This is a genomic window from Leifsonia sp. KNZ12-8B (genome assembly GCF_056755495.1).
Genome location: NZ_JBPGXM010000015.1, coordinates 22,023 through 48,428, shown reverse-complemented (window position 1 = coordinate 48,428; position 26,406 = coordinate 22,023). Strand labels below are relative to the sequence as shown.

Here is a 26,406-nt window from a genome sequence, read left to right as displayed (position 1 = left end):
CCCCCATGACCGGCGCGGGCGCCGGGCTGGGGGCGGGGGGGGCGGCCCCCCCCCGCTACACCTCGTTAAGGGAGATTTCCCCACATTTGTGCACAGGTCGGAGCCTGGGTCAGAAGCGGTTGACCACAGCATCCGAACTAGTTTTTACACACAGGGTGGGGAAAAGAAAATACCCGACCAGAGGCACAATCTCTACGAAAAAAACTTGGTTCTCCACAGTTGTCCACAGGTCTTGTGCACAACGTGCGCGGCGTTTCGCCCAGATTCTCCCCAGAGTTATCCACAGGTGAAGTTGTCCCCTGCCGCCACCCCTCCATAGGGTGAAGCGTCGTCGGAAACGCACCCGGAACATCCCGGCGATGTCGGCGGTCGGGCGGAGAATCGGACTCGACCGCGGTGCTCGTCCGCGCAAGCGCGGCGGGGTTCGGCGTGCCTGTGATGGTGCCTGTGCTGAACGTGCAGACATGACGTTCCTAGACGTGAAGGAGAAGACGTGTCGATCGCCCACATCGGTCTCGCCGACAACCGGGAACCGGGCGACACGCGCACCCCGGAACGGACGCCTCCGCACGACCTCCTCGCCGAGCAGAGCGCGCTCGGCGGCATGCTGCTCAGCAAGGACGCCGTCGCCGACGTCGTCGAGGTCGTCCGCGGCACCGACTTCTACATCCCCAAGCACGAGATCATCTACGACGCCATCCTGTCGTTGTACTCGCACGGCGAGCCCACCGACGTCATCACCGTCACCGACGAGCTGACCAAGCTGGGCGAGCTGTCGCGTGCCGGAGGCGCCGAGTACCTCCACACCCTGACCAGCCTCGTGCCCACCGCGGCCAATGCCGGGTACTACGCGAACATCGTGACCGAGAAGGCGCTGCTGCGCCGGCTGGTGGAGGCGGGCACCCGCATCACGCAGATGGGCTACAAGGCCGAGGGCGAGGTCCTCGACCTCGTCAACAACGCGCAGGCCGAGATCTACTCGGTCACCGGCACGCAGGAGGCCGAGGACTACGTCCCGCTGTCCGACGCCGTGACCGTCGCCATCGACGAGATCGAGGCGGCGAAGCACAAGGACGGCTCGATGACCGGTGTGCCCACCGGCTTCACCGAGCTCGACGAGCTGACCAACGGCCTCCACCCCGGCCAGATGGTCATCGTCGCCGCGCGCCCCGCGCTCGGAAAGTCGACGCTGGCCCTCGACTTCGCCCGCGCGGCCGCGATCAAGCACGACATGCCCACCATCTTCTTCTCGCTCGAGATGGGGCGCAGCGAGATCGCGATGCGCCTGCTCTCCGCCGAGGCCGCCGTCCCGCTGCAGCACATGCGCAAGGGCATGGTCGAGAACCGGGACTGGACGACCATCGCCTCCACCCGCGGCCGCATCAACGATGCCCCGCTCTACATCGACGACAGCCCCAATATGACGCTGGTCGAGATCCGGGCCAAGTGCCGCCGCCTCAAGCAGCGCGTCGGCCTCAAGATGGTCATCATCGACTACCTCCAGCTCATGACGAGCGGCAAGCGGGTCGAGAGCCGCCAGCAGGAGGTCAGCGAGTTCTCGCGTGCCCTCAAGCTGCTGGCGAAGGAGCTCCAGGTCCCGGTCATCGCGCTGTCGCAGCTGAACCGTGGCCCGGAGCAGCGCGCCGACAAGCTCCCCGCCCTCAGCGACCTCCGCGAGTCCGGCTCGATCGAGCAGGACGCCGACGTCGTCATCCTCCTGCACCGCGAGTCCGCCTACGAGAAGGACAACCCGCGCGCCGGCGAGGCCGACTTGATCGTCGCCAAGCACCGCAACGGCCCCACGAAGACCGTCACGGTCGCGTTCCAGGGCCACTACTCGCGGTTCACGGACATGGCGCCGATGTAGTGCTTGTCGTCGGCCGGCGTCCTAGACGCCGTGTTGGACCAGACGCCATGCGAGTCATTGCCCATGGTTCCTCGTAGTGTTGGGGCGTGGCTCAGAATGGCGGCTCCGGCGCTCTGGCGTCGGTTGAGGATGACTTCCCTCGTTGGTACCAAGACGTGCTGGAGAAGGCGCAGCTTGCCGACAACGGACCGGTGCGCGGCACCATGGTCATCCGACCGTATGCGTACTCGATCTGGGAGCGCATGCAAGCCGACGTCGATGCGCGGATCAAGCGCACGGGCGCGGAGAACGTGTATCTGCCGCTGTTCATCCCGCAGTCCTATCTCGAGCGTGAGGCGGAGCATGTCGAGGGATTCAGTCCCGAGCTGGCAGTCGTCACGCACGCGGGTGGCAAGGAGCTCGCCGAGCCGGTTGTCGTGCGCCCCACGAGCGAGACGGTGTTCGGCGAGCTGATGGCGAAATGGGTGCAGTCGCACCGAGATCTGCCGATGCTGCTGAACCAGTGGTCGAACGTCGTGCGCTGGGAGCTGCGGCCGCGCCTGTTCCTTCGTACGACCGAGTTCCTCTGGCAGGAAGGTCACACGGCCCACGCGACCGCTGGAGACGCGGCGGCATATGCCCGTCGCATCCATCTCGACGTTTACCGCGACTTCCTCCAGGACACGCTCGCCATTCCCGTGTTGGTCGGGGTCAAGAGCCCGCGGGAACGGTTCGCGGGCGCGGTCAACACGATGACCTGCGAGGCCATGATGGGCGACGGCAAGGCGCTGCAGATGGCAACAAGCCATGAGCTCGGCCAGAACTTCGCGCGCGCCTTCAGTATTGATTACACGGACTCCACCGGCACCGTGCAGACGTGCTGGACCACTTCCTGGGGCTCGAGTACGCGGATGCTGGGTGGGCTGATCATGGCTCACGGCGATCAGAATGGTCTGCGAGTGCCGCCGCGCGTCGCTCCGATTCAGGCCGTGGTCGTGGCGGTCAAGGATGATGAGCTCACCGTGGCTGCCGCATCCTCGGTCGCTGATGGGCTGGCGGCTGCCGGCGTGCGCGTTCGTCTCGACGCGCGGAGCACCCCCGGCTTCGGCCGTCGCATCGTCGACTGGGAGCTCAAGGGCGTACCGGTCCGGATCGAGGTCGGACCTCGCGACCTCGACGCAGGACAAGTGACCATCGCCCGTCGCGACGCCAGCGGCAAGACGGTGTTGCCCCTCGACCACGTGGCCCATGCCATCCCGACTCTGCTCGGTGAGATGCAGACCGAGATGCTCGAGCAGGCGCGCAAGCGGCTCGCCGACAACACGACCGATGTCGAGACGGTGGCCGACGCGACCATCGCTGCAGCGACCGGATTCGCGCGGATCCCGTACGCGAACCTCGGAGAATCCGGCGAGGATGAGTTGGCGGCGAACGCCCTCACGGTCCGGTGCCTCCAGACCGCCGAGGGCGAGCTTCCGACCGACCCCAGCCAAGAGGTGTTGTACGCGATCGTCGCTCGCAGCTACTGACGAGCTAATATGTTAGACTCTGCATGTACGCCTCGCGCGACATCATTCCCCAGGATGACGCGCAACCCGAATGCGTGAGCCTGTAATGGAAACCATGAACGCCCTCCTTCTTCCCCTGCTGCAGAGCGCGGGTGCCGTCGCACTCGCGGTCATGGCCTTCAGCCTGGCGTTCACCTGGTCGTCGCTCACGTCGCAGATCCGGGAGCTGCAGACCGAGCGCTCACGGCTCGCCGCCTTCTCCGCCCTGGGTGTGGTGATCCTGCTGGCCGCCGCCGTGATCTATCTGGCGCCTGGCCTGCTGCTGCGCGACACGGTCGGCCTGCCGATCGCCGTGCCGCTCCTGGCGACCTGGCTGATCACGGCGGGGGCACTCGTGGTCCGGGGCCTGGTCGCGAGCGGTGCGGTCCGCGCCGTGTCGTGGGCGTACGCCGTCGTCGCGTTCTGCGGCGCCGCCGCCGGTCTGCTGTCGGCCCTCGCCGCTCAGCACCGGATCGCGGACACCATCACCCCGACCGGCGGGTTCCTGCTCGCCGTCGGCGCGGTCGCTGGCATCGTCGTCTGGGCCGGCCGCGAGACGCCGGAGACCCCGGAGACGCGTCGCGCCTGAGGCGCGGCGCCTGACGCGTCGGACCTGAGGCGCCGCGCCTGACGCGTGCGCACGCGCCGCTCCCGTGGTGCCCCGCCGCCCCCGTGACGCCTCGGTTCAGGCGCTTGCGCTCGGCGACGTCGCCTCCGCAGCAGCTGCGCGCGACGAGCCTCCACCCGGCCATCGCCGCGAGATCCACACCACCCCGAAGCCGGCGCAGAGGATGACCGCGGCGATCAGGAGGATGTAGAACGCGACCGAGCCGTAACCGTTGGGGGAGTTCGCGGGGTTGAGGAACGGGTACGGGTACCAGGGCTGCTTGCCCGTCGTCGGATCGGCGGCGATCGGCGCGCGCAGCAGCGTGTACACCGCCCAGACGATGGGGAACGCCGCGATGCCCCACACGACCCGCAACCGCAGCGGGGTGCGGCCGGGGGCGAGCAGCCAGTCCACCAGCATCCACAGCGGCGCGACGACGTGCAGCACCTCGTTCGACCACGGCACGGTCTGCCCCTGGGGCAGCTGGATGCTCCGCAGCAGGAGGTTGTAGACGACCCCGGTGGTCACCATGTAGGTGACGACCGCGGCCCGCAGGGCGGTGAACCAGCCGGGGTCGTCACCTCTTCTGATCACGAGGAGGACCGCGCCGATCGCGAGCACGACGACCGTCGCCAGGTTCGACTCGATGGTGAAGAAGCTGAGGAAGTTCACCACGAAACCGGCGACGCTGCCGCCGGCCGCGGCCACGGCCTCCGCACTGTGGGTGAACTGGGCGACGATGGCCGCCAGCGTCAGCAGCGCGACGCCGGCGCGGGCCGTGGCGAAGGCGATCCGCATGGGCAGAGCGTAGCGCGGGCGGGCCTCCCATCGGGCGAACGCGCAGGAAGGCCGCGACTAGACTGGAGCGGAATCCCATTCTGAGAGAGGTCGCCGAGGTGGCACCCGCCGTTCCTGCCCCGCTGCCGGGCATCCAGACTCCGAACCGCTATTGGGTCGTCCCCGCGGTGCGCGCGCTCGTCGCGCTCGCCGCCGCCGCCGTGATCACCTTCACGCGCGACGCTCACACCGCGACCTTCGGTCTGATCGTGTTCGGCGCCTTCGCGCTCCTCGACGGGCTCGCCACCGGCGCACTGAGCGCCGTGTTCGGCGCCCGCGGACTCACCAGGACACTCTTCGTGATCCAGGGTGCCGTCGGGATCGTCGCCGGCGTGCTCGCTCTCTCGCTCTCCGGCAGCGGACTCGGCCTCTACCTCTACCTCGTCACGGTCTGGGCGGCCCTCACCGGCTTCCTCGAGCTCTACAACGGCCTGCGCTCCCGCTCGCGCGATGCGGCGGCGCGCGACTGGCTCATCACCGGCGCACTGACCGCCGTGCTGGCCCTCGTCCTCCTCTTCGTTCCGGCGGATGCCGTGCTCGCGATCGGCCTGTTCGGCGCGTGGGCGGTCATCGTCGGCGTGTTCCAGGGCATCGGCGCAGCCTCCCTGCACTCCTCCGCCCGGTCGGAGGAGGCCCGCCGGGCAGGGAGCGGATCGTGACCAGGCGCGACAAGAAAGACCCCAGCGTGACCAACACCCCGTCCCAGAGCCTCCAGCCGAGCCGACGCGACCGCTTCCTGCCGATGGAGCTGCTCGGCATCTCCGCCGGCCTCGGCGTCTTCGTCGGGCTGATCGTGCTGATCGCGACCCGCGAGTTCGTCCTCGCCGCGGTCGGGCTCGGCGTCGCCTTCATCGTCTCGGTCGTACTCATGGCGCTCTTCGCGCTCGCGTTCAAGCCGACGGCCGCCGAGGTGGAGGACATCCACGAGCAGGACGAGGCCGAGGGCGGCGACCGGCCCCGCGGCCACTAGTCCGGGCTGCCAGCAGGCCTGACGGCCATCGCCCCGGCCGCCCCTGGCCGCGCGCCCGACGTGCCGCAGCCCCGCGCCCGACGCGCCGCGCGCGGCTCCGTGACCCTTAGAGCTCGTCGACCAGCCGGGAGGCGAGGCCCACGTACGTCGCGGGCGTCAGCTCCAGGAGGCGGTTCTTCGCGGCCTGGCCGATGTCGAGGCCGTTCACGAACTCCACGAGGCCCGCGTGGTCGACGCGCTTGCCGCGGGTCAGCTCCTTGAGCAGCGCGTACGGGTCGGAGATGGTCGACCGGCCCGCGGTGACCTCCGCGCGGATGACGGTCTGGATGGCCTCCGCCAGCACCTCCCAGTTCGCGTCGAGGTCGGCGGCGAGCAGGTCGCGGTCGAGCGCGATCTGGCCGAGGCCCCGCTCGATGTTGTCGAGGGCGAGGAGGGAGTGGCCGAGCCCGACCCCGATGTTGCGCTGCGTCGTCGAGTCGGTCAGGTCGCGCTGCAGGCGGCTGGTGACCAGCGTCGCGGACAGCGAATCGAGGACGGCGCTCGAGAGCTCGAGGTTGGCCTCGGCGTTCTCGAACCGGATGGGGTTGACCTTGTGCGGCATCGTCGACGATCCCGTGGCGCCCGGCTCCGGCACCTGCCGGAAGTACCCGAGCGAGATGTACGTCCAGATGTCGGTGCAGAGGTTGTGCAGGATGCGGTTGGCGTGCGAGATCGCCGAGTAGAGCTCGGCCTGCCAGTCGTGCGACTCGATCTGGGTGGTGAGCGGGTTCCAGGTCAGGCCGAGGCTGCCCACGAACTCCTGCGAGATGCGGGGCCAGTCCGCCGACGGGTCGGCGACGAGGTGCGCGGCGAACGTGCCGGTCGCGCCGCTGAACTTGCCGAGGTACTCGGTGCGCTGGATCTGCGTGCGGAGGCGCTCCAGGCGGTGCACGAACACCGCGAGCTCCTTGCCCATGGTGGTCGGCGTCGCCGGCTGGCCGTGCGTGCGTGCGAGCATCGCGTCGTCGCGGTACTGCAGCGCCTGCGCCCGCAGCTCGCCGATGACCGCGCGGAACTTGGGGAGCCAGACCTCGTTGATCGCGGCGCTGACCGTCAGCGCGTAGGAGAGGTTGTTGATGTCCTCGCTCGTCGCCGCGAAGTGCGTCAGCTCGGCGATGTGGTCGAGGCCGAGAGCGTGCAGGCGCTCCCGCACCAGGTACTCCACCGCCTTCACGTCGTGCTTGGTGGTGGCCTCCAGCTCGGCGAGACGGTCGATCTCGGGCTGGCCGAAGTCGTCGACCAGGGCGCGCAGCGAGCGGACCTGCTGGTCGGTCAGCGGCGACGAGCCAAACATGCGGTGGCTCGTGAGGTAGATCAGCCACTCCACCTCGACCTGCACCCTCGCCCGGTTGAGACCGGCCTCGGACAGGTGGTCGCCGAGACCGAGCACCGCGGAGCGGTACCGGCCGTCCAGGGGGCTGAGCGGCTGGGGAGGCAGGGCGGTCATGGGTCTCCTCTGCGGGAACGGCGACGGGGTTCGCGCCTATTCTCCCGCATCCGCGTGCCGCAGCGCGCGGGAGGCCCGCCTCAGTCGCGCGTGACGGGCCGCAGCACCAGGCCGATCAGCCAGGCGATGATGCCGAGGACCAGCGCGCCGAACACGCCGGACCAGAAGCCGTCGACGTGCAGCCCGAAGCCCATCGCGTCGCTGATCCACGAGACGATGAAGAGCAGGAACGCGTTCACGACGAGGGAGATGAGCCCGAGCGTCAGGATGTAGAGCGGGAACGCCACGATGCGGATCGCCGTCCCCACGATCGCGTTGACCACGCCGAAGATCAGGGCGACCAGCAGGTAGGTCAGCACCGTGGCGGTGGTGTCGCCCTCCGTCCAGGGCCGCACCGTGACGCCGGGCACGATGAGGGTCGTCAGCCAGAGCGCGACCGCGTTGATGATCACCTTGAGCAGGAATCGCATGCCGCCATCATTACAGGGCCGGCGACTCTGCTGAAGGGGTTGCGGACGCGGAGAAGGATTCTCCCGCCGGTATGCGCGCGCGGCTAAGTTTGGTCTGTGACTTCCGACACCCCGATCGGCGTGCGGCTGCGGCCCGAGATCGTGGCGGTCCCCCCGTACAAGCAGGGGCGCCCCGCGCCGGCCGACGGCTACAAGCTGTCCAGCAACGAGAATCCGTATCCGCCCCTCCCCTCGGTCGTGGAGGCTGTCGCCGCCACGCTCGGGGAGCTCAACCGCTACCCCAACGCCGGCGGCGCCGACCTGCGCGCGCGCCTGGCGGAGCGGCACGGCGTCGCGCTGGAGCAGGTGCACCTGGGCAGCGGCTCCGTCGCCCTGCTGGCGCAGCTGATCACCGCGGCGGCGGGCGCCGGCGACGAGGTCGTGTACTCGTGGCGCTCGTTCGAGGCGTATCCCGGACTCGTGACGGCGACCGGCGCCACCAGCGTGCAGATCCCGAACCGGCCGGACGGCGGGCACGACCTCGCGGCGATGGCCGACGCGATCACCGATCGCACGCGCGTCGTGATCGTCTGCACACCGAACAACCCCACGGGCGCGATCGTCACCGCGGACGAGTTCACCGCCTTCATGGAGCGGGTGCCGACCGATCTGCTCGTGCTGCTCGACGAGGCGTACTACGAGTTCGTGACCGACGACGCCTCCGTCGACGGCATCCCGCTGCTCTCCCGCTACGCGAACCTCGTGGTGCTGCGCACGTTCTCGAAGGCCTACGGCCTCGCTGCCCTGCGCATCGGCTACGCGGTCGGCCCTGCGGCCGTGCTCGACGCCGCGCGCTCGGCGGCCATCCCGCTGTCGGTGACGGACGCCTCCCGTGTGGCGGCGCTCGCCGCCATCGACGCCGAGGACGAGCTGATGGAGCGGGTCGCCCGCATCGCCATGCGCCGCGACCGGCTGCGGGAGGCGCTCATCGAGCAGGGCTGGAACGTGCCGGTGGCGCAGGGCAACTTCGTCTGGCTCGCGACCGGCGACGAGACCGCCGCCGCCAACGACGCCTTCTTCGACGCCGGGCTGACCGTGCGCGCCTTCCCGCCGGAGGGCATCCGCATCAGCGTCGGCGAGGACGAATCTGTAGAAGAACTCCTCCGGGTGGCCGCCGATGTTGTGCGGAACCTACCAACAGGGCACCCGGCCAAGCGGTTAGGTTAGAACGATGGTTGCGACGAACGACATCCCGCGCCCGGCGAACACCGTCCAGCTGCTGACTCCGGAGGGCCGCTTCCAGCCGAGCGACGTGGCCGCCGAGTACCTCCCGTACCTCGAGCGCCTCTCGGAGGACGACTATCGCCGGTTCTACCGCGAGATGGTCCGCGTCCGCGCGTTCGACAACGAGGCGGCGAACCTCCAGCGCCAGGGCCAGCTGGGCCTCTGGGTGCCGAGCCACGGCCAGGAGGGCGCCCAGGTCGGCTCCGCCTTCGCCGCGAAGCCGCAGGACCACCTCTTCCCGTCGTACCGGGAGCACGTGGTCGGCATGATCCGCGGCATCGACCCGATCGGCATCATCGGGCTGCTGCGCGGCGTCACGCACGGCGGCTGGGACCCGACGGATCCGGCGACCGGCAACTTCCACCTCTACACGCTGGTCATCGGCTCGCATACGCTGCACGCCACCGGCTACGCGATGGGCATCACGTTCGACGGCAACGTGGGCACCGGCGACCCGGAGACCGACGCCGCCGTGATCGCGTACTTCGGCGACGGCGCGACCAGCCAGGGCGACGTGAGCGAGGCCTTCGTCTTCGCCGCGAGCTACCAGACCCCCCAGGTCTTCTTCCTGCAGAACAACCACTGGGCGATCTCGGTGCCGGTCTCGACCCAGTCCCGCACTCCTCTCTATCTGCGGTCGAGCGGCTTCGGCATCCCGGGCGTGCAGATCGACGGCAACGACGTGCTGGCCTCCTACGCGGTCACCGCCAAGCTGCTCGACGACGCGCGCAACGGCGAGGGGCCGAGCATGATCGAGGCGCTGACGTACCGGATGGGCGCCCACACCTCGAGCGACGACCCCAGCAAGTACCGCACCGACGAGGAGCTGGCGTACTGGGCCGACCGCGACCCGATCCTCCGCTTCCGGGTGTTCCTGGAGCAGCAGGGGCTCGGCCAGGCGTTCTTCGACGCGGCGGACGAGGAGGGGGCCGACCTGGCCGCCGACATCCGTCGCCGCACGCTCGAGCTCGGCCCGCCTCCCGTCGCGTCGATGTTCGAGCACGTCTACAGTGAGCCGCACCCGTTGATGGAGGAGCAGCGACGCTGGCTCGAGGAGTACGAGGCGTCGTTCGGAGGTGACGCATGAGCGACATCAGGAGCGAGACCGACTACGTGGAGGCCGAGCTGATCGAGGGCGAGGAGCAGCGTCACGACTCCGGGGCCCAGACGGAGACGACCGACACGGAGGCGATCGACGTGGTCGAGATCATCGAGAGCGAGCCGGGCTCGACCGTGCTCGAGGAGCACGTCGCCGAGCAGGAGTGGTCGCGCGAGTTCGTCATCGACGACCAGAGCGCGGAGGCGGCGCAGGCCGGTGAGCAGGCCGAGGCGCCTGCCGAGTCCGCGGCGCCCGCCGCCCCGGAGCCTCCTGTTCAGAACCTCCCCCTGGTGAAGGCGCTCAACGCCGGCCTGCGGCGGGCGCTCGCCGAGGACGACCGCGTGCTGATCCTCGGCGAGGATGTCGGCCCGCTCGGCGGCGTCTTCCGGGTCACCGAGGGCCTGCAGAAGGAGTTCGGCCCGAAGCGCGTCGTCGACACCCCGCTCGCGGAGGCCGGCATCATCGGCACGGCGATCGGCCTGGCGATGCGCGGCTATCGGCCCGTGGTCGAGATCCAGTTCAACGGCTTCGTGTTTCCCGGCTTCGACCAGATCACGACCCAGCTCGCCAAGCTGACGAACCGCCACGGCGGCGGCGTGAAGATGCCGGTCGTCGTCCGCATCCCGCACGGCGGCCACATCGGAGCGGTCGAGCACCATCAGGAGGCTCCGGAGGCATACTTCGCCCACACCGCCGGCCTGCGCGTGGTCGCGCCGTCGACCCCGCACGACGCGTACTGGATGATCCAGGAGGCCATCCAGTCCGACGACCCGGTCATCTTCTTCGAGCCGATGAGCCGCTACTGGCCCAAGGGCGAGGTCGACCTGACGCAGAACCAGACGCCGCTGCACGCGAGCCGTGTCGTCCGGACCGGCACCGACGCGACGGTCGTGGCGTGGGCCGGCATGGTCAGCGTCGCCCTGCGAGCCGCCGAGATCGCCGCCGAGGAGGGCCGCAGCCTGGAGGTCGTCGACCTGCGCTCGCTCTCCCCCATCGACTACGCGCCGCTGCTGCAGTCCGTGCAGAAGACCGGTCGCCTGATCATCGCCCAGGAGGCGCCCGGCACGGTGTCGGTCGCGTCGGAGGTCGCCGCGACCATCGCGGAGCGCGCCTTCTACTCGCTGGAGGCTCCCGTGCTGCGGGTGGCCGGGTTCGACACCCCGTTCCCGCCCGCGAAGCTCGAGGAGACCTACCTGCCCGACGCCGACCGCATCCTCGAGGCCGTCGACCGCGCGCTCGCGTACTGAGCGCGCCGAACGAAAGAAGTCGCACACATGAGCGAGTCCCAGTTCCTGCTGCCCGATGTGGGCGAGGGTCTCACGGAGGCGGAGATCGTCGCCTGGAAGGTGGCGCCCGGCGAGCCGGTGGCCGTGAACCAGGTGATCGTCGAGATCGAGACCGCGAAGTCGCTCGTCGAGCTGCCGTCGCCCTTCGAGGGCACGGTCGGTGAGCTCCTGGTCTCGGAGGGGCAGACCGTGGAGGTCGGCACGCCGATCATCACCGTGACCGGCGAGGGCGGCCAGGATGCCCCCGCCGAGCCCGCGGGCGAGGTCGAGCAGGCCGAGGCCGACGCCGCCGCGAGCGTCTCGCACGAGTCGGACGCTCCGAAGGCGGGTGCTGTGCTCGTCGGATACGGCTCCGCCGGGCACGGCAGCAGCCGGCGGCGGCGCGTCAGCCACCCCGGCACGGCCTCCATCCCGGTGGCATTCGCGGGCTCGGTCGCTCCGGCGGCTCCGGCCCCGGCGGCGGCTCCCGCAGCTGCGCCCGCACCGGCCGCCTCCCCCGCCGCGACCTCGTCGCACGGTGGACCCGCGGTCGCGCGCGGCCCGGTCGTCGCCAAGCCGCCCATCCGCAAGCTGGCGAAGGACCTCGGCGTCGACATCACCCTGGTGACACCGACCGGACCGATCGGCGACGTCACGCGCGACGACGTGGTGCGGGAGGCGACGCAGGCGACCGTGTTCCGCAACATCCAGACCCCGGAGTGGCCGTCGGACCGCGAGGACCGCATCCCGGTCAAGGGCGTCCGCAAGGCGATCGCGAACGCGATGACGACCAGCGCCTTCAACGCCCCGCACGTCAGCCTCTTCGTCGACGTCGATGCGACGCGCACGATGGAGTTCGTCAAGCGCCTCAAGAACTCGGCCGACTTCGCCGGCGTCAAGGTCTCGCCGCTGCTCATCGTCGCGAAGGCGATCATGTGGGCGGTGCGCCGCAACCCGATGGTGAACTCGACGTGGACGGACGAGGAGATCATCGTCCGGCACTACGTGAACCTCGGCATCGCCGCCGCGACCCCGCGCGGGCTGATCGTGCCGAACATCAAGGAGGCGCAGGGCATGACCCTGCTCGAGCTCGCCAGGGCGCTCGAGCAGCTCACCCTCACCGCGCGCGACGGCAAGACGCCCCCGTCGGACATGACCGGCGGAACGATCACCATCACGAACATCGGCGTGTTCGGCATGGACACCGGTACGCCCATCCTGAACCCCGGCGAGGTCGGCATCGTCGCGCTCGGCACCATCAAGCAGAAGCCGTGGGTCGTCGACGGCGAGGTGCGGCCGCGCTACGTGACGACCGTCGGCGCGTCCTTCGACCACCGCGTGGTGGACGGCGACGTGGCCTCGCGCTTCCTGGCGGACGTGGCGTCGATCATCGAGGAGCCCGCGCTGCTGCTCGACTGAGTTTGACAATCATTCTCATTAGTTCGTAGTGTGAGGAGGGCGCCCACGACCGTGGGCGTACACTCTTTCGATGCCGCGCGAGCGGCTTAGACAGGCATCCTCATGCAGACGCGACCCCTCGTGTCCCTCCTCGCGCTCGCGGCCGCAACGGCCGTCGCGCTCACCGGCTGCGCCTCGGGCGCCGGCGGCTCCACCTCCACCGACGGCGAGCTCCGCATCGTCGCCAGCACGAACGTCTACGGCGACATCGCCGCCACCATCGCGGGCGACGCCGCGACCGTGACCTCGATCATGGACGACCCCGCGCAGGATCCCCACTCCTTCGAGGCGAGCGCGCAGAACCAGCTCGCCATCTCGAAGGCCGACGTCGTCATCGAGAACGGCGGCGGCTACGACGACTTCATGGACACCATGCTGAAGGCCTCGGCGAACGACGACCGCACGGTCCTCAACGCGGTCGAACTCTCGGGCAAGAAGGCCGAGGGCGGCGAGCTCAACGAGCACGTCTGGTACGACCTCCCGACCGTGAAGAAGCTCGCCGACGCCCTCGCCGACGCCCTGGGTGAGGCGGATCCGGACAACGCGAGCACCTTCACCGCCAACGCGGCCACGTTCGACACGGCGCTGTCTGACCTGGAGGCTCGCGTCGCGTCCATCAAGGCGACCCACGCCGGCGACGGCGTCGCCGTCACCGAGCCCGTTCCGCTGTACCTGCTGGAGGCGATGGGGCTCGAGAACAAGACCCCGGAGGCCTTCAGCGAGGCGATCGAGGAGGGGAACGACGTCTCCCCCGCCGTGCTGCAGGACATGCTCGACCTCTTCCACGGCCGCTCGGTCGCGGCGCTCGTCTACAACGAGCAGACGACGGGACCGGAGACCGAGCGCGTGCTCGCCGCGGCGAAGGCGGCCGGCGTCCCGGTCGTCCCGGTGACCGAGACGCTGCCCGCCGGGAAGCACTACGCGGGCTGGATGGGCGCGAACATCGACGCCGTCGAGAAGGCGCTGGGCGCATGACCGAGCCGCTGACGCGCGTCGCGCTGCCCGCCGACCGCGACGTGGTGCTGAGCCTGCGGGATGCGTCCCTCGGTTTCGGCGCGCGCACGCTGTGGAGCGGTCTCGACCTCGACATCCACGCCGGGGAGTTCGTCGCGGTGCTCGGGCCGAACGGGTCGGGTAAGACCAGCCTGCTGCGCACGATCCTCGGCCAGCAGCAGCTCGACTCCGGCAGCATCAGCTTCGACGGCCACGCGGTGCGCCGCGGCGACCGGAGGATCGGCTACATCCCGCAGCAGAAGATCATCCCGCCGGGGACGCCCATGCGCGCCCGCGACCTGGTCGCGCTCGGCGTGAACGGGCACCGCTGGGGTCTCCCGTGGCCGAGCCGCGCCGATCGGGAGCAGACGGAGGCGCTGGTCGACGCGGTCGGCGCGCGCCGGTACGCCGACGCCCCGGTCGGGGCGCTGTCCGGCGGTGAGCAGCAGCGGCTCCGGGTCGCGCAGGCGCTGGCCGGCGACCCCTCCCTCCTGCTCTGCGACGAGCCGCTGCTCTCGCTCGATCTGCAGCACCAGCGCGGCGTCAGCGAGCTCATCGACAAGCGCCGCCGCGAGCACGGCAGCGCCGTCGTCTTCGTGACGCACGACGTGAACCCGGTGCTCGGGATGGTCGACCGGGTGCTGTACCTGGCCGGCGGCCGGTTCCTCACCGGGAGCCCCGACGAGGTGCTGCGGTCGGAGGTGCTGACCGACCTGTACGGGACGCCCGTCGACGTGATCCGCACGCGCGGACGCATCGTCGTGGTCGGCATCCCGGACGCGGAGACGCATTCGCACCACGACCACTCCCACGCCCCGCACCCGGAGCCCGCCGCATGATCACGCACCTCATCGCCTCCACGGACCTGTGGTCGCAGCTGTTCGACTTCACGGACTACGGCGAGCTGCTGCTGCTCGTGCGCAACTCGATCTTCGCGGGCGCCGTGCTCGGCGTCGTGGGCGGCCTGATCGGCGTGTTCGTGATGCAGCGGGACATGGCGTTCGCTGTGCACGGCATCAGCGAGCTCTCGTTCGCCGGCGCCGCCGCCGCGCTGCTCTTCGGCGCGAACGTGGTCGTCGGCTCCCTCTTCGGATCGCTGATCGCGGCCGTCCTCATCGGCCTGCTGGGGGCGAAGGCGAGGGACCGCAACTCGATCATCGCGGTGCTGATGCCGTTCGGCCTGGGCCTCGGCATCCTGTTCCTCGCCCTCTATCCCGGCCGCAGCGCGAACAAGTTCGGGCTGCTGACGGGCCAGATCGTCTCGGTGGACGACCCCCAGCTCGGCTGGCTGATCGCCATCGGCGCGATCGTGCTGCTCGGCCTGCTGCTGATGTGGCGGCCGCTGACCTTCGACAGCCTGGATGCCGACGTCGCCGCCTCCCGCGGGGTCCCGTCGCGCTTCGTCGCGCTCGCCTTCATGGTGCTCCTCGGGCTCGCCGTCGCGGTCTCGGTGCAGATCGTCGGGGCGCTGCTCGTGCTGTCGCTGCTCGTCACCCCCGCCGCCGCCGCGATGCGCATCTCGTCGTCGCCGTTGGGCGTCCCGCTGCTGAGCATCGGGTTCGCGCTGGTCTCGGTGGTGGGCGGCATCCTGCTCGCCCTGGGCAGCGCGGTGCCGATCAGCCCGTACGTGACCACGATCTCGTTCGTCATCTACGTGGTCTGCCGCATCGTCGGCGGTCGACGCGGTGTCCGTGCACGCTCGACGGTGGCAGCAGCGGACTCACGGCCACTCGTGAGCCGGGCGGGCTAGCCTGAGATGGTGAAGCGGAACACGTGGCAGCGGGAGGCCGTCCGCGAGGCGCTGACCTCGACGGAGGGCTTCATCAGCGCGCAGGGACTGCACCTGAACCTCCACGAGTCCGGCTCCCCGATCGGCCTCGCGACCGTCTACCGCGCGCTGGCCGACCTGGCGGCGGAGGGGGACGCCGACTCGCTGCAGTCGCCGGAGGGCGAGAGCCTGTACCGGGCGTGCACCACGGGCCACCACCACCACCTGATCTGCCGCAACTGCGGCCTCACGGTCGAGATCTCGGCCGACCCGGTCGAGGAGTGGGCCCGCGCGGCCGCCGCGGAGCACGGGTTCACGCAGGCGCAGCACGTCGTGGACGTGTTCGGGCTGTGCGCGGAGTGCTCGGCCCGCGGCTGAAATGTGACCACTAGAATGTGCGGATGCGCATCGGGGTCTACATCGACGGGTTCAACCTGTATTACGGGGCGAGGAAACACTGTGGGCGTGGGACGCCGGGTTGGAGATGGCTGGACCTGCGCGCGCTGGTGGAGCCGCTGATCGGGTGGCCGGCCGCGAGGATCAGCCGCGTCGTGTACTGCACGGCGCGGGTGGATGCGGTGGCCAACCAGTCGGGCGCGATCGACCAGAACGTCTACCTTGGCGCGTTGATCGACTCCGGCTCGGTGGATTTGATCGCCGAAGGTCGCTACGTCTCCTGGGCGAAGGAGGAACCCCTCGTGAATGAGCCCAGGGGAACCTATCGTCCAACTGCATACCGACATGCTGGCGAACAATGGGACGACAGGCTCCCATTGCGAAGGACGCCGGCTTCCGGCGGCGGTGCCGACAGCGTGCTGGCCACTGTTCAGAAGCGCGAGGAAAAGGGGTCCGACGTCAACGTGGTCTCGCACCTCCTCCTCGACGTCTTGACGAAGGCGGTGGACGGTGCAGTCGTCGTGTCGAACGACTCGGACTTCGAGCTTCCCTTGCGCCTGGTTCGCGATCGCGTGCCTGTCGGAACGGTGAATCCCTCTACAAGTCCCACTGCCGGCGCCCTGAGGGGTCGACACGATGACGGCGTCGGTGGGCACTGGTGGCGACGACTCACGGCTGAGGACTACCGAGCCAGTCAGTTGCCAGAGCGGGTGGGCAGTTACCGCAGGCCTGACGGTTGGTGATTCACGGACAAAAAAAGACCCGTCCTCCAGTGGAAGACGGGTTGGCGATGTCAAGAATACACGAAATCGAGTTTCCGTAGTTCAATAATCCGGCTCAGCCGATTTGGCCGGCCCCGCCCTCATGCCGTAGTATGGATGTTTGGCTGAGTGGGACTCCTCCCGCTCGGATCGTGCACGAAACCCCCACCGCCTCAAAACACCGGGGAAGTCGTGCGCCGACAAGTGACCTTGGGTGGGGCGTCCGCCCCACGGTATTGGAGAAGAAAGCAATGGCAGCAGTGTGCCAGGTGACTGGAGCCACTCCCGGCTTCGGTCACAGCATCTCGCACTCGCACCGCCGCACCAAGCGCCGGTTCGACCCGAACATCCAGAAGAAGACGTACTACGTTCCGTCGCTTCGCCGCAACGTCACCCTGAACCTGAGTGCCAAGGGCATCAAGGTCATCGACGCTCGTGGCATCGAGGCCGTGGTCAAGGACATCCTGGCCCGTGGGGAGAAGATCTAGCGATGGCGAAGCAGCAGGACATCCGTCCGATCATCAAGCTCCGTTCGACGGCGGGCACCGGTTACACCTACGTGACCAAGAAGAACCGCCGCAACGACCCCGACCGCCTCGTGCTCAAGAAGTACGACCCGGTCATCCGCAAGCACGTCGACTTCCGAGAGGAGCGCTAATCATGGCCAAGAAGTCAAAGATCGCCAAGAACGAGCAGCGCAAGGTCATCGTCGCTCGCAACGCCGCCAAGCGGCTCGAGCTGAAGAAGGCCCTGGTCGACCCGAACGGCACCGACGAGTCCCGTGAGGCCGCCCGCGTGGGTCTGCAGAAGCTCCCCCGCGACGCCTCGCCGATCCGCGTCCGCAACCGCGACGCCGTCGACGGCCGCCCCCGCGGAAACCTCAGCAAGTTCGGCATCTCGCGTGTGCGTTTCCGCGACATGGCGCACCGCGGCGAGCTCCCCGGCATCACCAAGTCCAGCTGGTGACATCGGCGACAGCCTCCTGAAGGGGCGTCCGGCTTCGGCCGGGCGCCCCTTCTGCATGGAAAAGGTGTCCCGAACCGCCGGAATTCCGCGTGTTTCCGCGGGTTTCTGATACATTCGAGGCGGTCGACCGACCAAACGTAACGGCCCAGCGTGGCCTCAACCGTTCCACACAGAAGCTGTAGATCCAGCACAAGGTCCGAGGAGGACACTCAATGGCTGACAACCTGAACAAGACCGAGCTCGTCGCCGCTGTCGCCGCAGCGTCGGGTCAGAGCCAGGCCGCCGTCTCCAGCGTCGTCGACGCCTTCTTCAGCACGGTCGCCGAGACCGTCGCCAAGGGCGGCAAGGTCACCATCCCGGGCTGGCTCGCCGCCGAGCGCACCGAGACCGCTGCCCGCACCGGCCGCAACCCGCAGACCGGCGAGGAGATCTCGATCCCGGCCGGCCACCGCGTCAAGCTGACCGCGGGCTCGAAGCTGAAGGCTGCCGTCAAGTAGTCTCCCCCGCTTGCCGAGGGCGGCGTCGCGTGTGCGACGCCGCCCTCGTCGTATCTGGGGGGCGTCGCGGCGCTCGGCACGCGGCACTCGGCGGTCGTTCGGCTGGGAGGCCTAGGGTGGAACGGTGCCCAGACTCGTCCGTGTGATCGGCCCTGCCGTCCTGCTGATCGCCGCACTCGCGGCGGTCCTGGCCGGTCTCGCCTTCGGCGGCGGCGCGGACGCCCCGCTGCTCGCCGACCCGGGCGCGCTCGTCCGCTGGGGCCTCCCGATCTCGACGCTGGTCGTCAACCTCAGCCTCTCCGGCGTGCTCGGCGCGCTGGTGCTCGGCTGCTTCGCGCTCAGCCCGGACCGCGACGAGTACGGCAAGGCGCTCGACTTCGCCGCCGGCAGCGCCGCGGTGATGACCGTCGCCTCCGCCGCGACCGGACTCTTCACCTTCGTCAGCGTCTCGAACGTCCCGTGGTCGTTCGACGAGGCGTTCAGCAATGGCCTGAGCTCGTTCATCACCAGCGTCCCGCTCGGCCAGGCCTGGCTCGGGGTGACGCTGATCGCTGCCGCGGTCACCGTGCTCTGCTTCGCGGTCCGCAACCAGACCGCCCTCGTCTTCGTCACGGCCCTGGCGATGGCGAGCGTGATCCCGATGGCGCAGCAGGGGCACAGCGCCGAGGCGTCCGGACACGATGCGGCGGTCACGTCGTTCGGCCTCCACGTGCTGTTCGCCGCGATCTGGCTGGGCGGACTGCTCACGCTGATCGTGCTGCGCGGCGTCCTGGGCGGCAACGGCCCGGGCGGTAACGGCCTCGGCAACGGCCGACTCGTCACCGTCCTGGAGCGCTACAGCTCGGTCGCGCTCGTCGCGTTCGTCGTCGTCGCCGCCTCCGGCTACGTGAATGCGGAGCTGCGTGTCGGCACGCTGGCCGAGCTCGCGACCCCGTACGGCATCCTCGTGCTCGTCAAGGTCGCGGTGCTCGTCGTGCTCGGGCTCTTCGGCGTCGCCCAGCGCCGCATCCTGATCGACCGGCTCAAAGCCGGCGGCAAGCGCAGCACGTTCTGGTGGATCGTCACGGCCGAGCTGGCGTTCATGGGCATCGCGTCCGGCGTCGCGGCGGCGCTCGCGCGCACGGTGACGCCCGTCCCCGAGACCAGGGCGGCGACGCCGACGCCCGCCGAGATCCTCACGGGCGAGAAGCTGCCGCCCGAGCTCACCTTCGGCCGGCTGTTCACGAGCTGGAACTTCGACCTGCTCTGGGTGCTCGGCTGCGCGTTCGCGCTGTTCTTCTACCTGGCGGGCGTGTGGAGGCTGCGCCGGCGCGGCGACGCGTGGCCCGTGTACCGGACGATCCTGTGGACGCTGGGCCTCGTCCTGCTCTTCTACATCACCAACGGCGGCGTCAACGTCTACGAGAAGTACCTGTTCTCGGCGCACATGTCGGCGCACATGGTGCTGACGATGGCGGTGCCGCTGCTGCTCGTGCCCGGTGCGCCGGTCACGCTGGCGGCGCGCGCGATCCGCAAGCGCGACGACGGGTCGCGCGGCGGGCGGGAGTGGATCCTGCTGGCCGTGCACTCGCGGTTCGCGGCGATCATCTCGAATCCGCTCGTCGCCGCGGGACTGTTCGCCTTCTCGCTGTGGATCTTCTACTACACGCCGGTCATGCGCTGGGCCACGACCGACCATGTCGGCCACGAGTGGATGATCGCGCACTTCCTCATCACGGGGTACCTCTTCGTGCAGTCGCTGATCGGCATCGACCCGGTGAAGTACCGGCTCGCGTACCCGTTCCGGCTGCTCCTGCTGCTCGGCACGATGGCGTTCCACGCGTTCTTCGGCCTGTCGATCATGCAGATGAACGGGCTGCTGCTGGCCGACTGGTTCGGCGCGATGGGCCGCACCTGGGGCGACACGCCGCTCGCCGACCAGCAGGTGGGCGGCGGCATCGCGTGGAGCATCGGCGAGATCCCGACGGTGATCCTCGCCATCGTCGTGGCGATCCAGTGGAGCAGGAGCGACGAGCGCGAGACCAGGCGCCGCGACCGCAACGCCGACCGCACCGACGACGCGGAGCTGCGCGCCTACAACGAGCGGCTCGCCCGCCTCGCGGAGCGCGACAAGGTCAAGCCGTAACGCCTCGGGCCGGTGGTCACTGCGCGACGACGATGTCGAGCGACCCGTCGGAGCGGATCGTGACGCTGCTGAGTGCGACGGTGAACCGCTCATCGGAGCTGCGCTGCTCGACGGTGCCGTCGAACAGCGACTGCACGGTCACGGTGAGGTGCGCGACGCCGGCGGTCTGGGCCATCAGCCAGGAGGTCGGGCCGGCCTCCAGCGACACCGGAGGGTATTCGGCGATGGACCAGGACGGCGCGCCCACCACTCGGTCGTCGATCTCCACGCCGAACGGGCACCCGGCCGGCTGCAGCACCTCCTGCTCGGCGCAGTCGTCGAGGAAGCCGTCGAGCTCCTTCTGCACCGCCTCGGTGAAGGCGGGGGTCGGCTGCGTGTCGACGGTCGCCTCCACCGTCGCTCCCGGCTTGCCGACGAGGACGGCCGGTGCGGCCTTCAGGTATGTCGAGCTGTGGCCGAGCTCGTAGCGTGCGGGTGCGAACATCAGGTAGTCGGCGGCGGCGCTGAAGGCGTCGGCCGGCTGGTCGGGAGCCGCCGCGCGCGGCTGGAGGGTGTGCCGGCCGATCGTGAAGTCGTCGGCATGGGCGACGGTGATCCGCGCCACGGTCAGCGGCGTGGTGGCGAAGCGCCAGGTGGGGAGCACGCCCAGCACCGAGCCTGCGGTCTCGACGGTGAAGACGCCCGTGACCGGGCGGTCGTCGGCCCGGGCGTTGACGCGGACCCGGTGGGTTCCGTCGTCGAGCGCCTGGTCGGAGATGGCCTCGATGTCGGTCAGCCTCGGGAGGACGTCGGAACGCAGCAGCTCGCGGGATGCCCCGGTCGGCAGTCCGGCGCGGTTCAGCGCCTCGGTCGAGGGCGCGGCGCCCGGCATGGCCAGGGCTCCGGCGACGTCGTGCGCGGCCAGCGTCTGCATGTACGCGGTGACGAACCCCCCGGCGCTGTAGTACGTGCGCTGCACGGCGCCGAGAGCGGCGACGAAGGCGAGGATCAGGAGCACGCCCGCCCCGGACCACAGGAGCAGGTCGCGCGTGCGGCGGCTGACCCCCTCCGGCCGGCCGCTCCCCTCCCCTGCTCCGGACATGCCGCCAGTTTAGAGGGCTGTGGAGAACAGCCGGCGCCGAGGGCCGGGCGTTAGAGTAGTGCGGCAGGTCGCACGGAGGGGAAGGGACTCGGATGGGCCGACTCTCGCTCTCTGCGGAGCAGCAGGCGGTGTTCGAGCTGATCGAGCACACGCGCGATCACGTCTTCGTCACGGGCCGCGCCGGCACCGGCAAGTCGACCCTCCTGAACCACCTGTCGTGGAACACCGAGAAGTCGCTGGTGATCTCGGCGCCCACCGGGGTCGCGGCGCTCAACGTGGGCGGGCAGACCATCCACTCGCTGTTCCGGCTGCCGATCGGCGTGATCGCCGACCACGACATCGATCAGTCGGCCGAGTTGAAGAAGCTGCTCAACAGCATCGACACGCTCGTCATCGACGAGGTCTCGATGGTCAACGCCGACCTGATGGACGCGGTCGATCGCAGCCTCCGCCAGGCCAGGCAGAAGGCGAAGGAGCCGTTCGGCGGCGTGCAGATCGTGCTGTTCGGCGACCCCTACCAGCTGGCGCCGGTGCCGGGCGACGCGGAGGAGCGCGCGTACTTCGCCGACACCTACCGCTCCATGTGGTTCTTCGACGCGAAGGTGTGGCAGGAGGCCGACCTCCGCATCGTCGAGCTGCTGCAGGTGCACCGCCAGCACGAGTCCGACTTCCGGTACATGCTCAACGCGGTGCGGCACGGGATGGTGACCAAGGAGATCGCCGACCGCCTCAACGAGGTGGGCGCGCGTCCGGCCCCCACCGACGGGACGATCACGCTCGCGACCCGCAACGACACCGTGAACCGGATCAACTCGCAGGCCCTGGCGCGCCTGCCCGGCCGGGCGCTCACGGCGAAGGCCGAGGTGAGCGGCGACTTCGGCGGCCGCAACTATCCGGCCGACGAGACGCTGGAGCTGAAGGTCGGCGCCCAGGTGATGTTCCTGCGCAACGACGTGGGGCAGGGCGACGGTCCGCGCTGGGTGAACGGCACGATCGGCACCGTGACGCGCATCGACAGCACGGTGTACGTGGAGGTCGACGGCGAGGTGCACGAGGTCGAGCCGGCCATCTGGGAGAAGTACCGCTACAACTACTCCCCTGAGACCAAGAAGCTGACGAAGGACGTGGTCGCCGAGTTCACGCAGTTCCCGCTGCGCCTCGCGTGGTCGGTCACCATCCACAAGTCGCAGGGCAAGACCTACGACGCGGCGATCGTCGACCTGGGCACGCGCGCATTCACGCCGGGTCAGACCTACGTCGCGCTCAGCCGGATCACGACGCTGGAGGGGCTGTACCTCACCCGGCCGCTGCGGCCGGGCGACATCATGGTCGACAAGGATGTGGAGCGCTTCATGCGCGACGCCCAGCCGGTGAGGGTCGCGGTCGGATGAGCCGCGGCCGGATGGATGAGGGAGGACCCGCGTGGCGGTGATGTTCGTGCTGGACTTCAGCGACGGCCAGCACATCGAGACGATGTCGGAGGGCGTCATCGGCCGCAACCCCGCCGTGCACACGCCGGGGACGGAGTTCGACGACCCGGCGCACGCCGAGCTGATCACCGTCGCCGACGACGCCAAGTCGGTGTCGCGCGCCCACCTGGCGTTCGGCCAGTACGACGGCGTGTTCTGGGTGATGGACCTGGGCTCGGCGAACGGGACCACGATCACCTACCCGGGCGACGGCACCTTCGCGTGCGACCCGAACACCCGGCACGAGGTCGACCCGGGCTCGATCGTGCGGTTCGGGAACGTCTCGTTCGCGCTGACCCGGCGGTAGGGCCCGGAACGGCCGGGAGGGTCAGGCCGCGGCCGTCGCGGCCTTGGCGGCGGCCAGGTCGTTGAAGAGGTCGGTGTTGAAGCGGAAGGCGAGGCCGACCTCGGCGATCACGCGGTCGCGCTCCTCCTCGGTCCAGTCGACGGCGTCGAGCTGGGCGCGGTAGACGTCCTTGAAGACCTTCGGCTTGGCGATCTCGTCGAACAGGTAGAAGCCGACGCCGTTGGTGTCGAAGCCGTACTGCCGCTGGAGGAGCGTGCGGATGATCTGGCCGCCCGACAGGTCGCCGAGGTAGCGGGTGTAGTGATGGGCGACGAAGCCGCCCGGCCAGGTCGCGCCGACCTCGCGGATGCGGGCGGTGTAGCGGAAGGTGCTCGGCAGGGGCGCGATGCGGTCGCGCCAGTCCGCGCCGAGGAGGAACTCGAGGTCGGTCTCGATCGCCGGGAGGCGGGTCAGCTTCGGCGTGATGAAGAGCGCCGCGACCGGGTCGTCCGCGAGGCCGGCGGCGGCCTCCTCGAGCGCCTGGTAGATGAAGTAGTGCTGACCGAGCAGCTGGATGTAGTCCTCACGGCTGCCCCGGCCGCTCATGAGGTCCTGCATGAAGACCGCGCCCTCGCTCTCCTCGTGGACGGAGCGGGTGCGCTCGCGGAGCGCCTGCGAGAAGGGGATCGGCTCGGTCATCGGGTCTCCCGGGTCAGGCTGGGTAGGTAAGGCTTGCCTAACCAGACTGGCTTACGGGGTCGTCCGCGTCAAGCTCCGCGGAGGTGTGCGCACGGGCCTCAGTGGTGGTGCCCGACCTCCACGGCCGCGACTCCGGCGTCGGTGAGGCCCAGCGCGGGGATGGTGACCGCGCAGACGGCGGCGGCGCTCAACGCCAGGGCCACCACGAACCGCAGGGCTCCGGTGTCCTGGCGGGAGGTCCTCCCCCGCCGCAGCACGACGGCGGCCACGACGGCGACGGCCAGGTCGAGCATCGAAGCGACCGCCATCGGCAGCAGCGGGAAGGCGGGGACGGTGCCGGAGGACGCGACGGCTCCGGCGACCGCGATCGCCGCCCACAGGCCGAGGGGCGACAGCGCGAGCACCGGGATCAGCCGGAACAGCGGCGGGCGGTCGCGGGCGAGGGTGGCGGCGGCCCAGCCGAGCTCGGCCGCCGCGATGGCCAGGAGCACCGCGAGCAGGAGCGGAGGTGCGCCGGGGGCGAGCGCTGCATGCAGCAGCCCCGCCCCCAGCGCGGCCACGGCGAGGAACGCCCTGGTCGCCGGGGCGACCGGGGCGGTTCCACTCATCCTGCTCATGGGGTGCGCCGTGACCGGTCGGTCAGACGGTCCGAGCGGAGCGCACGGTCCGCTCGGCGCCCAGGCCGACGCCGAGGAGCACGATGGCGCTGACCAGGTGCAGGAAGTGGTCGGGCGTGTTCAGCGCGAGGATGTTCGCGCCGGTCCCGACGAGGAAGAAGCCCACGATGCCCAGCAGCAGGTAGACAGCTCCGACCGTGATGTTGACGGCCTTCGCGGCCGCCACGCGGGTGAGGCCGGCGATCAGCAGGGCCGCGCCGATGAGCAGGTGCGCGATGTTGTGCAGCGGGTTGACCTCGAAGATGCCGAGGAGCAGCCCGCCCTTGGTGGCGACGAAGCCGACACCGCCGGTGACGGCGAAGCCCAGCAGCCCCACGAGCAGGTACACGGCGCCGAAGATCGTGGCGACGAGGCGGTTCGGTGATGTGCGCATTGTTCGTTCTCCTCCTTGCGGCGCACCCGTGTGCACCTCGTGGTTGATTCGGAGACTCGTCGTTTTTGGATTGCCGGCACAGCCCCTTGCGTTATGGGGGTTTTTCTGCGGAGGTTACAATCCTGGGACGACGACACCACGACAGGGGGCCGCAATGCGAGGTCGGAGCCGGACGCGCAGAGCCCTGCTCGCCGTGGTCGCAGGGGCCGTCGCGCTGACGCTCGCGGCCTGCACCTCCTCGTCGGCCGGCCCCGGCCTCCCCTCGCAGCACGAGGCCGCGCTGCCGCGCGACGTGTCGGACAAGATGTCGTCCGCCCTCACCGAGGCGATCAGGCTCGCCGACGCCTCCGCCGGTTTCGCGGGCGTGTGGGCGCCGTGGGCGGGCACGTGGACCGCCGCCCAGGGCACGACCACGCGCGGAGGATCCAAGCCCGTCACCGAGGCCATGTCCTTCCGCATCGGGCAGAACACCATCCCGATGACGTGCACGGTCCTCCTGCGGCTCGTCGACGACGGCACGGTGGGGCTGGACGACCAGCTCACGAAGTGGCTGCCCGGCATGGTGGGCGTCGAGGGCGTGACGCTGCGCGAGCTGTGCGCGAACACCTCCGGCATCGGCGACTACCAGGGCCAGCTGGGCACGGAGTTCCTCACCAACCCGACCCGCCAGTGGCCGCCGCTCGAGCTGGCGAGCGACGGCGTCGCCGCGCCGCGGTACGGCAAGCCAGGCCAGGCGTACGGCTCCTCGCAGACCAACGCGATCCTGCTCGGGATGGCGCTGCAGAACGCGACCGGCACGGCCGCGCCCGACCTGTACGACGACGAGCTCTTCGGTCCGCTCGGCATGAAGTCCACCGTCCTGCCGGCGGCCACGACGCTGACGGTGCCGGGCGCGCACGCGGACGGGTACGTCTCCGGCCCTGGCCCGAACGGCGCCCCGGCGTGCACCCCCGTGCGCGATGTCTCGCGGCTTTCGCCGTCGATGGGCTGGACCGCCGCCGGCGTGGTGTCGAACCTCGCCGACCTGAAGACGTTCACGCAGGCGCTGGCGGCCGGCTCGCTCGTGAGCGAGAAGTCCGCGACCGCACAGCGCGACGGCGTGACGAACGGCGCCTCATGGCAGCGCTACGGCCTCGGCGTGCAGCAGCTCGGCCCGCTGTACGGCAGCAGCGGCGCGATCCCCGGGTACACCTCTGCGATGTTCGCCGACCCGTCCTCGGGGCTGACCGTGGTCGTCGCGATCAACAACTCCACGCCGCAAGCGAAGTTCGCACGGGCGCTGGCGCAACGGCTGGCCTCGATCGCCTCGAAGGTGCCGCCCGAGACCAAGGGCGCGAAGGTCGTCGAGTCCCTGCCCTGGTCGGAGCAGCAGATGGCCGAGGCGATGAAGAAGGCGGCGCCGTGCCCCGCCAAGGAGCAGCCCGCCAAGAAGTGACGGCGGGCTCAGGCCGCGGGCGGGCTCAGGCC

General features: G+C 69.9%; 29 protein-coding genes. 22 read left to right on the top strand and 7 right to left on the bottom strand.

All coding sequences use genetic code 11. The annotated features are described in order from the left end of the window. Positions 1-493 precede the first annotated feature (493 nt). From dnaB to ACR9ZG_RS04280, 3 genes are all read left to right on the top strand, one after another. Complete coding sequence (dnaB, locus tag ACR9ZG_RS04290) at positions 494-1,867, top strand: replicative DNA helicase (protein WP_481283584.1); 1,374 nt, start codon at positions 494-496, stop codon at positions 1,865-1,867. Positions 1,868-1,953: 86 nt separating this feature from the next. After that, positions 1,954-3,375, top strand: a complete 1,422-nt coding sequence (gene proS, locus ACR9ZG_RS04285; protein WP_481283583.1) for a proline--tRNA ligase — start codon at positions 1,954-1,956, stop codon at positions 3,373-3,375. 94 nt (positions 3,376-3,469) lie between these two features. After that, positions 3,470-3,982: a hypothetical protein gene (locus ACR9ZG_RS04280; RefSeq protein ID WP_481283582.1), complete on the top strand. Its 513-nt coding sequence runs from the start codon at positions 3,470-3,472 to the stop codon at positions 3,980-3,982. Between the two features lie 96 nt (positions 3,983-4,078). On the opposite strand, the gene ACR9ZG_RS04275 is transcribed toward ACR9ZG_RS04280, so the two are convergent. Further along, entirely contained in the window at positions 4,079-4,798 is a 720-nt protein-coding gene (locus ACR9ZG_RS04275; RefSeq protein ID WP_481283581.1) for a Pr6Pr family membrane protein, read from the bottom strand. A 98-nt stretch (positions 4,799-4,896) separates the two neighbouring features. On the opposite strand from ACR9ZG_RS04275, the gene ACR9ZG_RS04270 reads away from it, so the two are divergent. Both ACR9ZG_RS04270 and ACR9ZG_RS04265 read left to right on the top strand, forming a co-directional pair. After that, a complete protein-coding gene (locus ACR9ZG_RS04270) occupies positions 4,897-5,496 on the top strand; it encodes a DUF308 domain-containing protein (RefSeq protein ID WP_481283580.1) in 600 nt (199 codons plus the stop codon). A 26-nt stretch (positions 5,497-5,522) separates the two neighbouring features. Further along, positions 5,523-5,807 (top strand): hypothetical protein, encoded by a 285-nt coding sequence (locus tag ACR9ZG_RS04265; RefSeq protein WP_481283579.1) that lies wholly within the window; start codon positions 5,523-5,525, stop codon positions 5,805-5,807. Positions 5,808-5,913: 106 nt separating this feature from the next. Here the strand turns inward: ACR9ZG_RS04265 and purB are convergent, their stop codons facing one another. Together purB and ACR9ZG_RS04255 are read right to left on the bottom strand one after the other, a co-directional pair. After that, on the bottom strand, positions 5,914-7,293 hold the full coding sequence (gene purB, locus ACR9ZG_RS04260) for an adenylosuccinate lyase (RefSeq protein WP_481283578.1): 1,380 nt from the start codon (positions 7,291-7,293) through the stop codon (positions 5,914-5,916). Positions 7,294-7,373: 80 nt separating this feature from the next. Continuing rightward, a complete protein-coding gene (locus ACR9ZG_RS04255) occupies positions 7,374-7,763 on the bottom strand; it encodes a phage holin family protein (protein WP_481283577.1) in 390 nt (129 codons plus the stop codon). Positions 7,764-7,859: 96 nt separating this feature from the next. Here ACR9ZG_RS04255 and ACR9ZG_RS04250 point away from each other — a divergent pair, with 96 nt between their 5' ends. The 14 genes from ACR9ZG_RS04250 to ACR9ZG_RS04185 all read left to right on the top strand — a co-directional run bounded on the left by ACR9ZG_RS04250 (position 7,860) and on the right by ACR9ZG_RS04185 (position 20,354). After that, the gene (locus tag ACR9ZG_RS04250) at positions 7,860-8,969 is read left to right on the top strand and encodes a histidinol-phosphate transaminase (protein ID WP_481283576.1); all 1,110 of its coding nucleotides are present in this window, start codon (positions 7,860-7,862) and stop codon (positions 8,967-8,969) included. A gap of 4 nt (positions 8,970-8,973) precedes the next feature. Continuing rightward, positions 8,974-10,113, top strand: a complete 1,140-nt coding sequence (locus tag ACR9ZG_RS04245; protein ID WP_481283575.1) for a thiamine pyrophosphate-dependent dehydrogenase E1 component subunit alpha — start codon at positions 8,974-8,976, stop codon at positions 10,111-10,113. A gap of 299 nt (positions 10,114-10,412) precedes the next feature. After that, positions 10,413-11,372 carry an alpha-ketoacid dehydrogenase subunit beta gene (locus ACR9ZG_RS04240; protein WP_481283586.1) on the top strand — a complete coding sequence of 320 codons (960 nt, stop codon included), beginning with the start codon at positions 10,413-10,415 and terminating at the stop codon, positions 11,370-11,372. Positions 11,373-11,399: 27 nt separating this feature from the next. Next, entirely contained in the window at positions 11,400-12,809 is a 1,410-nt protein-coding gene (locus ACR9ZG_RS04235; RefSeq protein WP_481283574.1) for a dihydrolipoamide acetyltransferase family protein, read from the top strand. Positions 12,810-12,911: 102 nt separating this feature from the next. Next, complete coding sequence (locus ACR9ZG_RS04230; RefSeq protein WP_481283573.1) at positions 12,912-13,823, top strand: metal ABC transporter solute-binding protein, Zn/Mn family; 912 nt, start codon at positions 12,912-12,914, stop codon at positions 13,821-13,823. Further along, positions 13,820-14,680: a metal ABC transporter ATP-binding protein gene (locus ACR9ZG_RS04225; protein WP_481283572.1), complete on the top strand. Its 861-nt coding sequence runs from the start codon at positions 13,820-13,822 to the stop codon at positions 14,678-14,680. The genes ACR9ZG_RS04230 and ACR9ZG_RS04225 overlap by 4 nt, the downstream gene beginning before the upstream one ends. After that, positions 14,677-15,591 (top strand): metal ABC transporter permease, encoded by a 915-nt coding sequence (locus ACR9ZG_RS04220; RefSeq protein ID WP_481283571.1) that lies wholly within the window; start codon positions 14,677-14,679, stop codon positions 15,589-15,591. The genes ACR9ZG_RS04225 and ACR9ZG_RS04220 overlap by 4 nt, the downstream gene beginning before the upstream one ends. A 6-nt stretch (positions 15,592-15,597) precedes the next feature. Further along, on the top strand, positions 15,598-15,987 hold the full coding sequence (locus ACR9ZG_RS04215; RefSeq protein WP_481283570.1) for a Fur family transcriptional regulator: 390 nt from the start codon (positions 15,598-15,600) through the stop codon (positions 15,985-15,987). Positions 15,988-16,010: 23 nt separating this feature from the next. Then, the gene (locus ACR9ZG_RS04210) at positions 16,011-16,748 is read left to right on the top strand and encodes an NYN domain-containing protein (RefSeq protein ID WP_481283569.1); all 738 of its coding nucleotides are present in this window, start codon (positions 16,011-16,013) and stop codon (positions 16,746-16,748) included. A 269-nt stretch (positions 16,749-17,017) separates the two neighbouring features. Then, positions 17,018-17,254: a 50S ribosomal protein L28 gene (rpmB, locus tag ACR9ZG_RS04205; RefSeq protein WP_301211659.1), complete on the top strand. Its 237-nt coding sequence runs from the start codon at positions 17,018-17,020 to the stop codon at positions 17,252-17,254. Positions 17,255-17,256: 2 nt separating this feature from the next. Continuing rightward, on the top strand, positions 17,257-17,424 hold the full coding sequence (rpmG, locus tag ACR9ZG_RS04200) for a 50S ribosomal protein L33 (protein WP_085021186.1): 168 nt from the start codon (positions 17,257-17,259) through the stop codon (positions 17,422-17,424). Positions 17,425-17,426: 2 nt separating this feature from the next. Continuing rightward, a complete protein-coding gene (gene rpsN, locus ACR9ZG_RS04195; RefSeq protein ID WP_301211657.1) occupies positions 17,427-17,732 on the top strand; it encodes a 30S ribosomal protein S14 in 306 nt (101 codons plus the stop codon). Between the two features lie 212 nt (positions 17,733-17,944). Continuing rightward, positions 17,945-18,229: an HU family DNA-binding protein gene (locus ACR9ZG_RS04190; protein WP_301211656.1), complete on the top strand. Its 285-nt coding sequence runs from the start codon at positions 17,945-17,947 to the stop codon at positions 18,227-18,229. Positions 18,230-18,353: 124 nt separating this feature from the next. Then, positions 18,354-20,354, top strand: coding sequence for a bifunctional copper resistance protein CopD/cytochrome c oxidase assembly protein (locus ACR9ZG_RS04185; RefSeq protein WP_481283568.1), 2,001 nt, complete (start codon positions 18,354-18,356; stop codon positions 20,352-20,354). Between the two features lie 16 nt (positions 20,355-20,370). On the opposite strand, the gene ACR9ZG_RS04180 is transcribed toward ACR9ZG_RS04185, so the two are convergent. Beyond that, positions 20,371-21,435, bottom strand: coding sequence for a hypothetical protein (locus ACR9ZG_RS04180; protein ID WP_481283567.1), 1,065 nt, complete (start codon positions 21,433-21,435; stop codon positions 20,371-20,373). 92 nt (positions 21,436-21,527) lie between these two features. Here ACR9ZG_RS04180 and ACR9ZG_RS04175 point away from each other — a divergent pair, with 92 nt between their 5' ends. After that, positions 21,528-22,826, top strand: a complete 1,299-nt coding sequence (locus ACR9ZG_RS04175) for an ATP-dependent DNA helicase (RefSeq protein WP_481283566.1) — start codon at positions 21,528-21,530, stop codon at positions 22,824-22,826. Positions 22,827-22,866: 40 nt separating this feature from the next. Next, positions 22,867-23,211, top strand: a complete 345-nt coding sequence (locus ACR9ZG_RS04170) for an FHA domain-containing protein (protein ID WP_481283585.1) — start codon at positions 22,867-22,869, stop codon at positions 23,209-23,211. Between the two features lie 21 nt (positions 23,212-23,232). Here the strand turns inward: ACR9ZG_RS04170 and ACR9ZG_RS04165 are convergent, their stop codons facing one another. The 3 genes from ACR9ZG_RS04165 to ACR9ZG_RS04155 form a co-directional block, all read right to left on the bottom strand. Continuing rightward, positions 23,233-23,889 carry a biliverdin-producing heme oxygenase gene (locus ACR9ZG_RS04165; RefSeq protein WP_481283565.1) on the bottom strand — a complete coding sequence of 219 codons (657 nt, stop codon included), beginning with the start codon at positions 23,887-23,889 and terminating at the stop codon, positions 23,233-23,235. A 98-nt stretch (positions 23,890-23,987) separates the two neighbouring features. Further along, a complete protein-coding gene (locus tag ACR9ZG_RS04160; protein WP_481283564.1) occupies positions 23,988-24,497 on the bottom strand; it encodes a hypothetical protein in 510 nt (169 codons plus the stop codon). A gap of 31 nt (positions 24,498-24,528) precedes the next feature. After that, positions 24,529-24,939 (bottom strand): DUF4383 domain-containing protein, encoded by a 411-nt coding sequence (locus ACR9ZG_RS04155; protein WP_481283563.1) that lies wholly within the window; start codon positions 24,937-24,939, stop codon positions 24,529-24,531. A 154-nt stretch (positions 24,940-25,093) separates the two neighbouring features. Here ACR9ZG_RS04155 and ACR9ZG_RS04150 point away from each other — a divergent pair, with 154 nt between their 5' ends. After that, entirely contained in the window at positions 25,094-26,374 is a 1,281-nt protein-coding gene (locus tag ACR9ZG_RS04150) for a serine hydrolase domain-containing protein (RefSeq protein ID WP_481283562.1), read from the top strand. Positions 26,375-26,406: the final 32 nt, after the last annotated feature.

Bases quoted from the DNA above. Each gene is read 5' to 3' on its own strand.
- ACR9ZG_RS04275 (WP_481283581.1), bottom strand. From the start codon at position 4,798: ATGCGGATCGCCTTCGCCACGGCCCGCGCCGGCGTCGCGCTGCTGACG.
- rpmG (WP_085021186.1), top strand. From the start codon at position 17,257: ATGGCGAAGCAGCAGGACATCCGTCCGATCATCAAGCTCCGTTCGACG.
- ACR9ZG_RS04255 (WP_481283577.1), bottom strand. From the start codon at position 7,763: ATGCGATTCCTGCTCAAGGTGATCATCAACGCGGTCGCGCTCTGGCTG.
- ACR9ZG_RS04220 (WP_481283571.1), top strand. From the start codon at position 14,677: ATGATCACGCACCTCATCGCCTCCACGGACCTGTGGTCGCAGCTGTTC.
- ACR9ZG_RS04175 (WP_481283566.1), top strand. From the start codon at position 21,528: ATGGGCCGACTCTCGCTCTCTGCGGAGCAGCAGGCGGTGTTCGAGCTG.
- ACR9ZG_RS04225 (WP_481283572.1), top strand. From the start codon at position 13,820: ATGACCGAGCCGCTGACGCGCGTCGCGCTGCCCGCCGACCGCGACGTG.
- ACR9ZG_RS04230 (WP_481283573.1), top strand. From the start codon at position 12,912: ATGCAGACGCGACCCCTCGTGTCCCTCCTCGCGCTCGCGGCCGCAACG.
- ACR9ZG_RS04235 (WP_481283574.1), top strand. From the start codon at position 11,400: ATGAGCGAGTCCCAGTTCCTGCTGCCCGATGTGGGCGAGGGTCTCACG.
- rpmB (WP_301211659.1), top strand. From the start codon at position 17,018: ATGGCAGCAGTGTGCCAGGTGACTGGAGCCACTCCCGGCTTCGGTCAC.
- purB (WP_481283578.1), bottom strand. From the start codon at position 7,293: ATGACCGCCCTGCCTCCCCAGCCGCTCAGCCCCCTGGACGGCCGGTAC.
- ACR9ZG_RS04210 (WP_481283569.1), top strand. From the start codon at position 16,011: ATGCGCATCGGGGTCTACATCGACGGGTTCAACCTGTATTACGGGGCG.
- ACR9ZG_RS04245 (WP_481283575.1), top strand. From the start codon at position 8,974: ATGGTTGCGACGAACGACATCCCGCGCCCGGCGAACACCGTCCAGCTG.
- ACR9ZG_RS04215 (WP_481283570.1), top strand. From the start codon at position 15,598: ATGGTGAAGCGGAACACGTGGCAGCGGGAGGCCGTCCGCGAGGCGCTG.
- ACR9ZG_RS04170 (WP_481283585.1), top strand. From the start codon at position 22,867: ATGTTCGTGCTGGACTTCAGCGACGGCCAGCACATCGAGACGATGTCG.
- rpsN (WP_301211657.1), top strand. From the start codon at position 17,427: ATGGCCAAGAAGTCAAAGATCGCCAAGAACGAGCAGCGCAAGGTCATC.
- ACR9ZG_RS04150 (WP_481283562.1), top strand. From the start codon at position 25,094: ATGCGAGGTCGGAGCCGGACGCGCAGAGCCCTGCTCGCCGTGGTCGCA.
- ACR9ZG_RS04165 (WP_481283565.1), bottom strand. From the start codon at position 23,889: ATGACCGAGCCGATCCCCTTCTCGCAGGCGCTCCGCGAGCGCACCCGC.
- ACR9ZG_RS04280 (WP_481283582.1), top strand. From the start codon at position 3,470: ATGAACGCCCTCCTTCTTCCCCTGCTGCAGAGCGCGGGTGCCGTCGCA.
- ACR9ZG_RS04180 (WP_481283567.1), bottom strand. From the start codon at position 21,435: ATGTCCGGAGCAGGGGAGGGGAGCGGCCGGCCGGAGGGGGTCAGCCGC.
- ACR9ZG_RS04160 (WP_481283564.1), bottom strand. From the start codon at position 24,497: ATGAGTGGAACCGCCCCGGTCGCCCCGGCGACCAGGGCGTTCCTCGCC.
- ACR9ZG_RS04190 (WP_301211656.1), top strand. From the start codon at position 17,945: ATGGCTGACAACCTGAACAAGACCGAGCTCGTCGCCGCTGTCGCCGCA.
- ACR9ZG_RS04155 (WP_481283563.1), bottom strand. From the start codon at position 24,939: ATGCGCACATCACCGAACCGCCTCGTCGCCACGATCTTCGGCGCCGTG.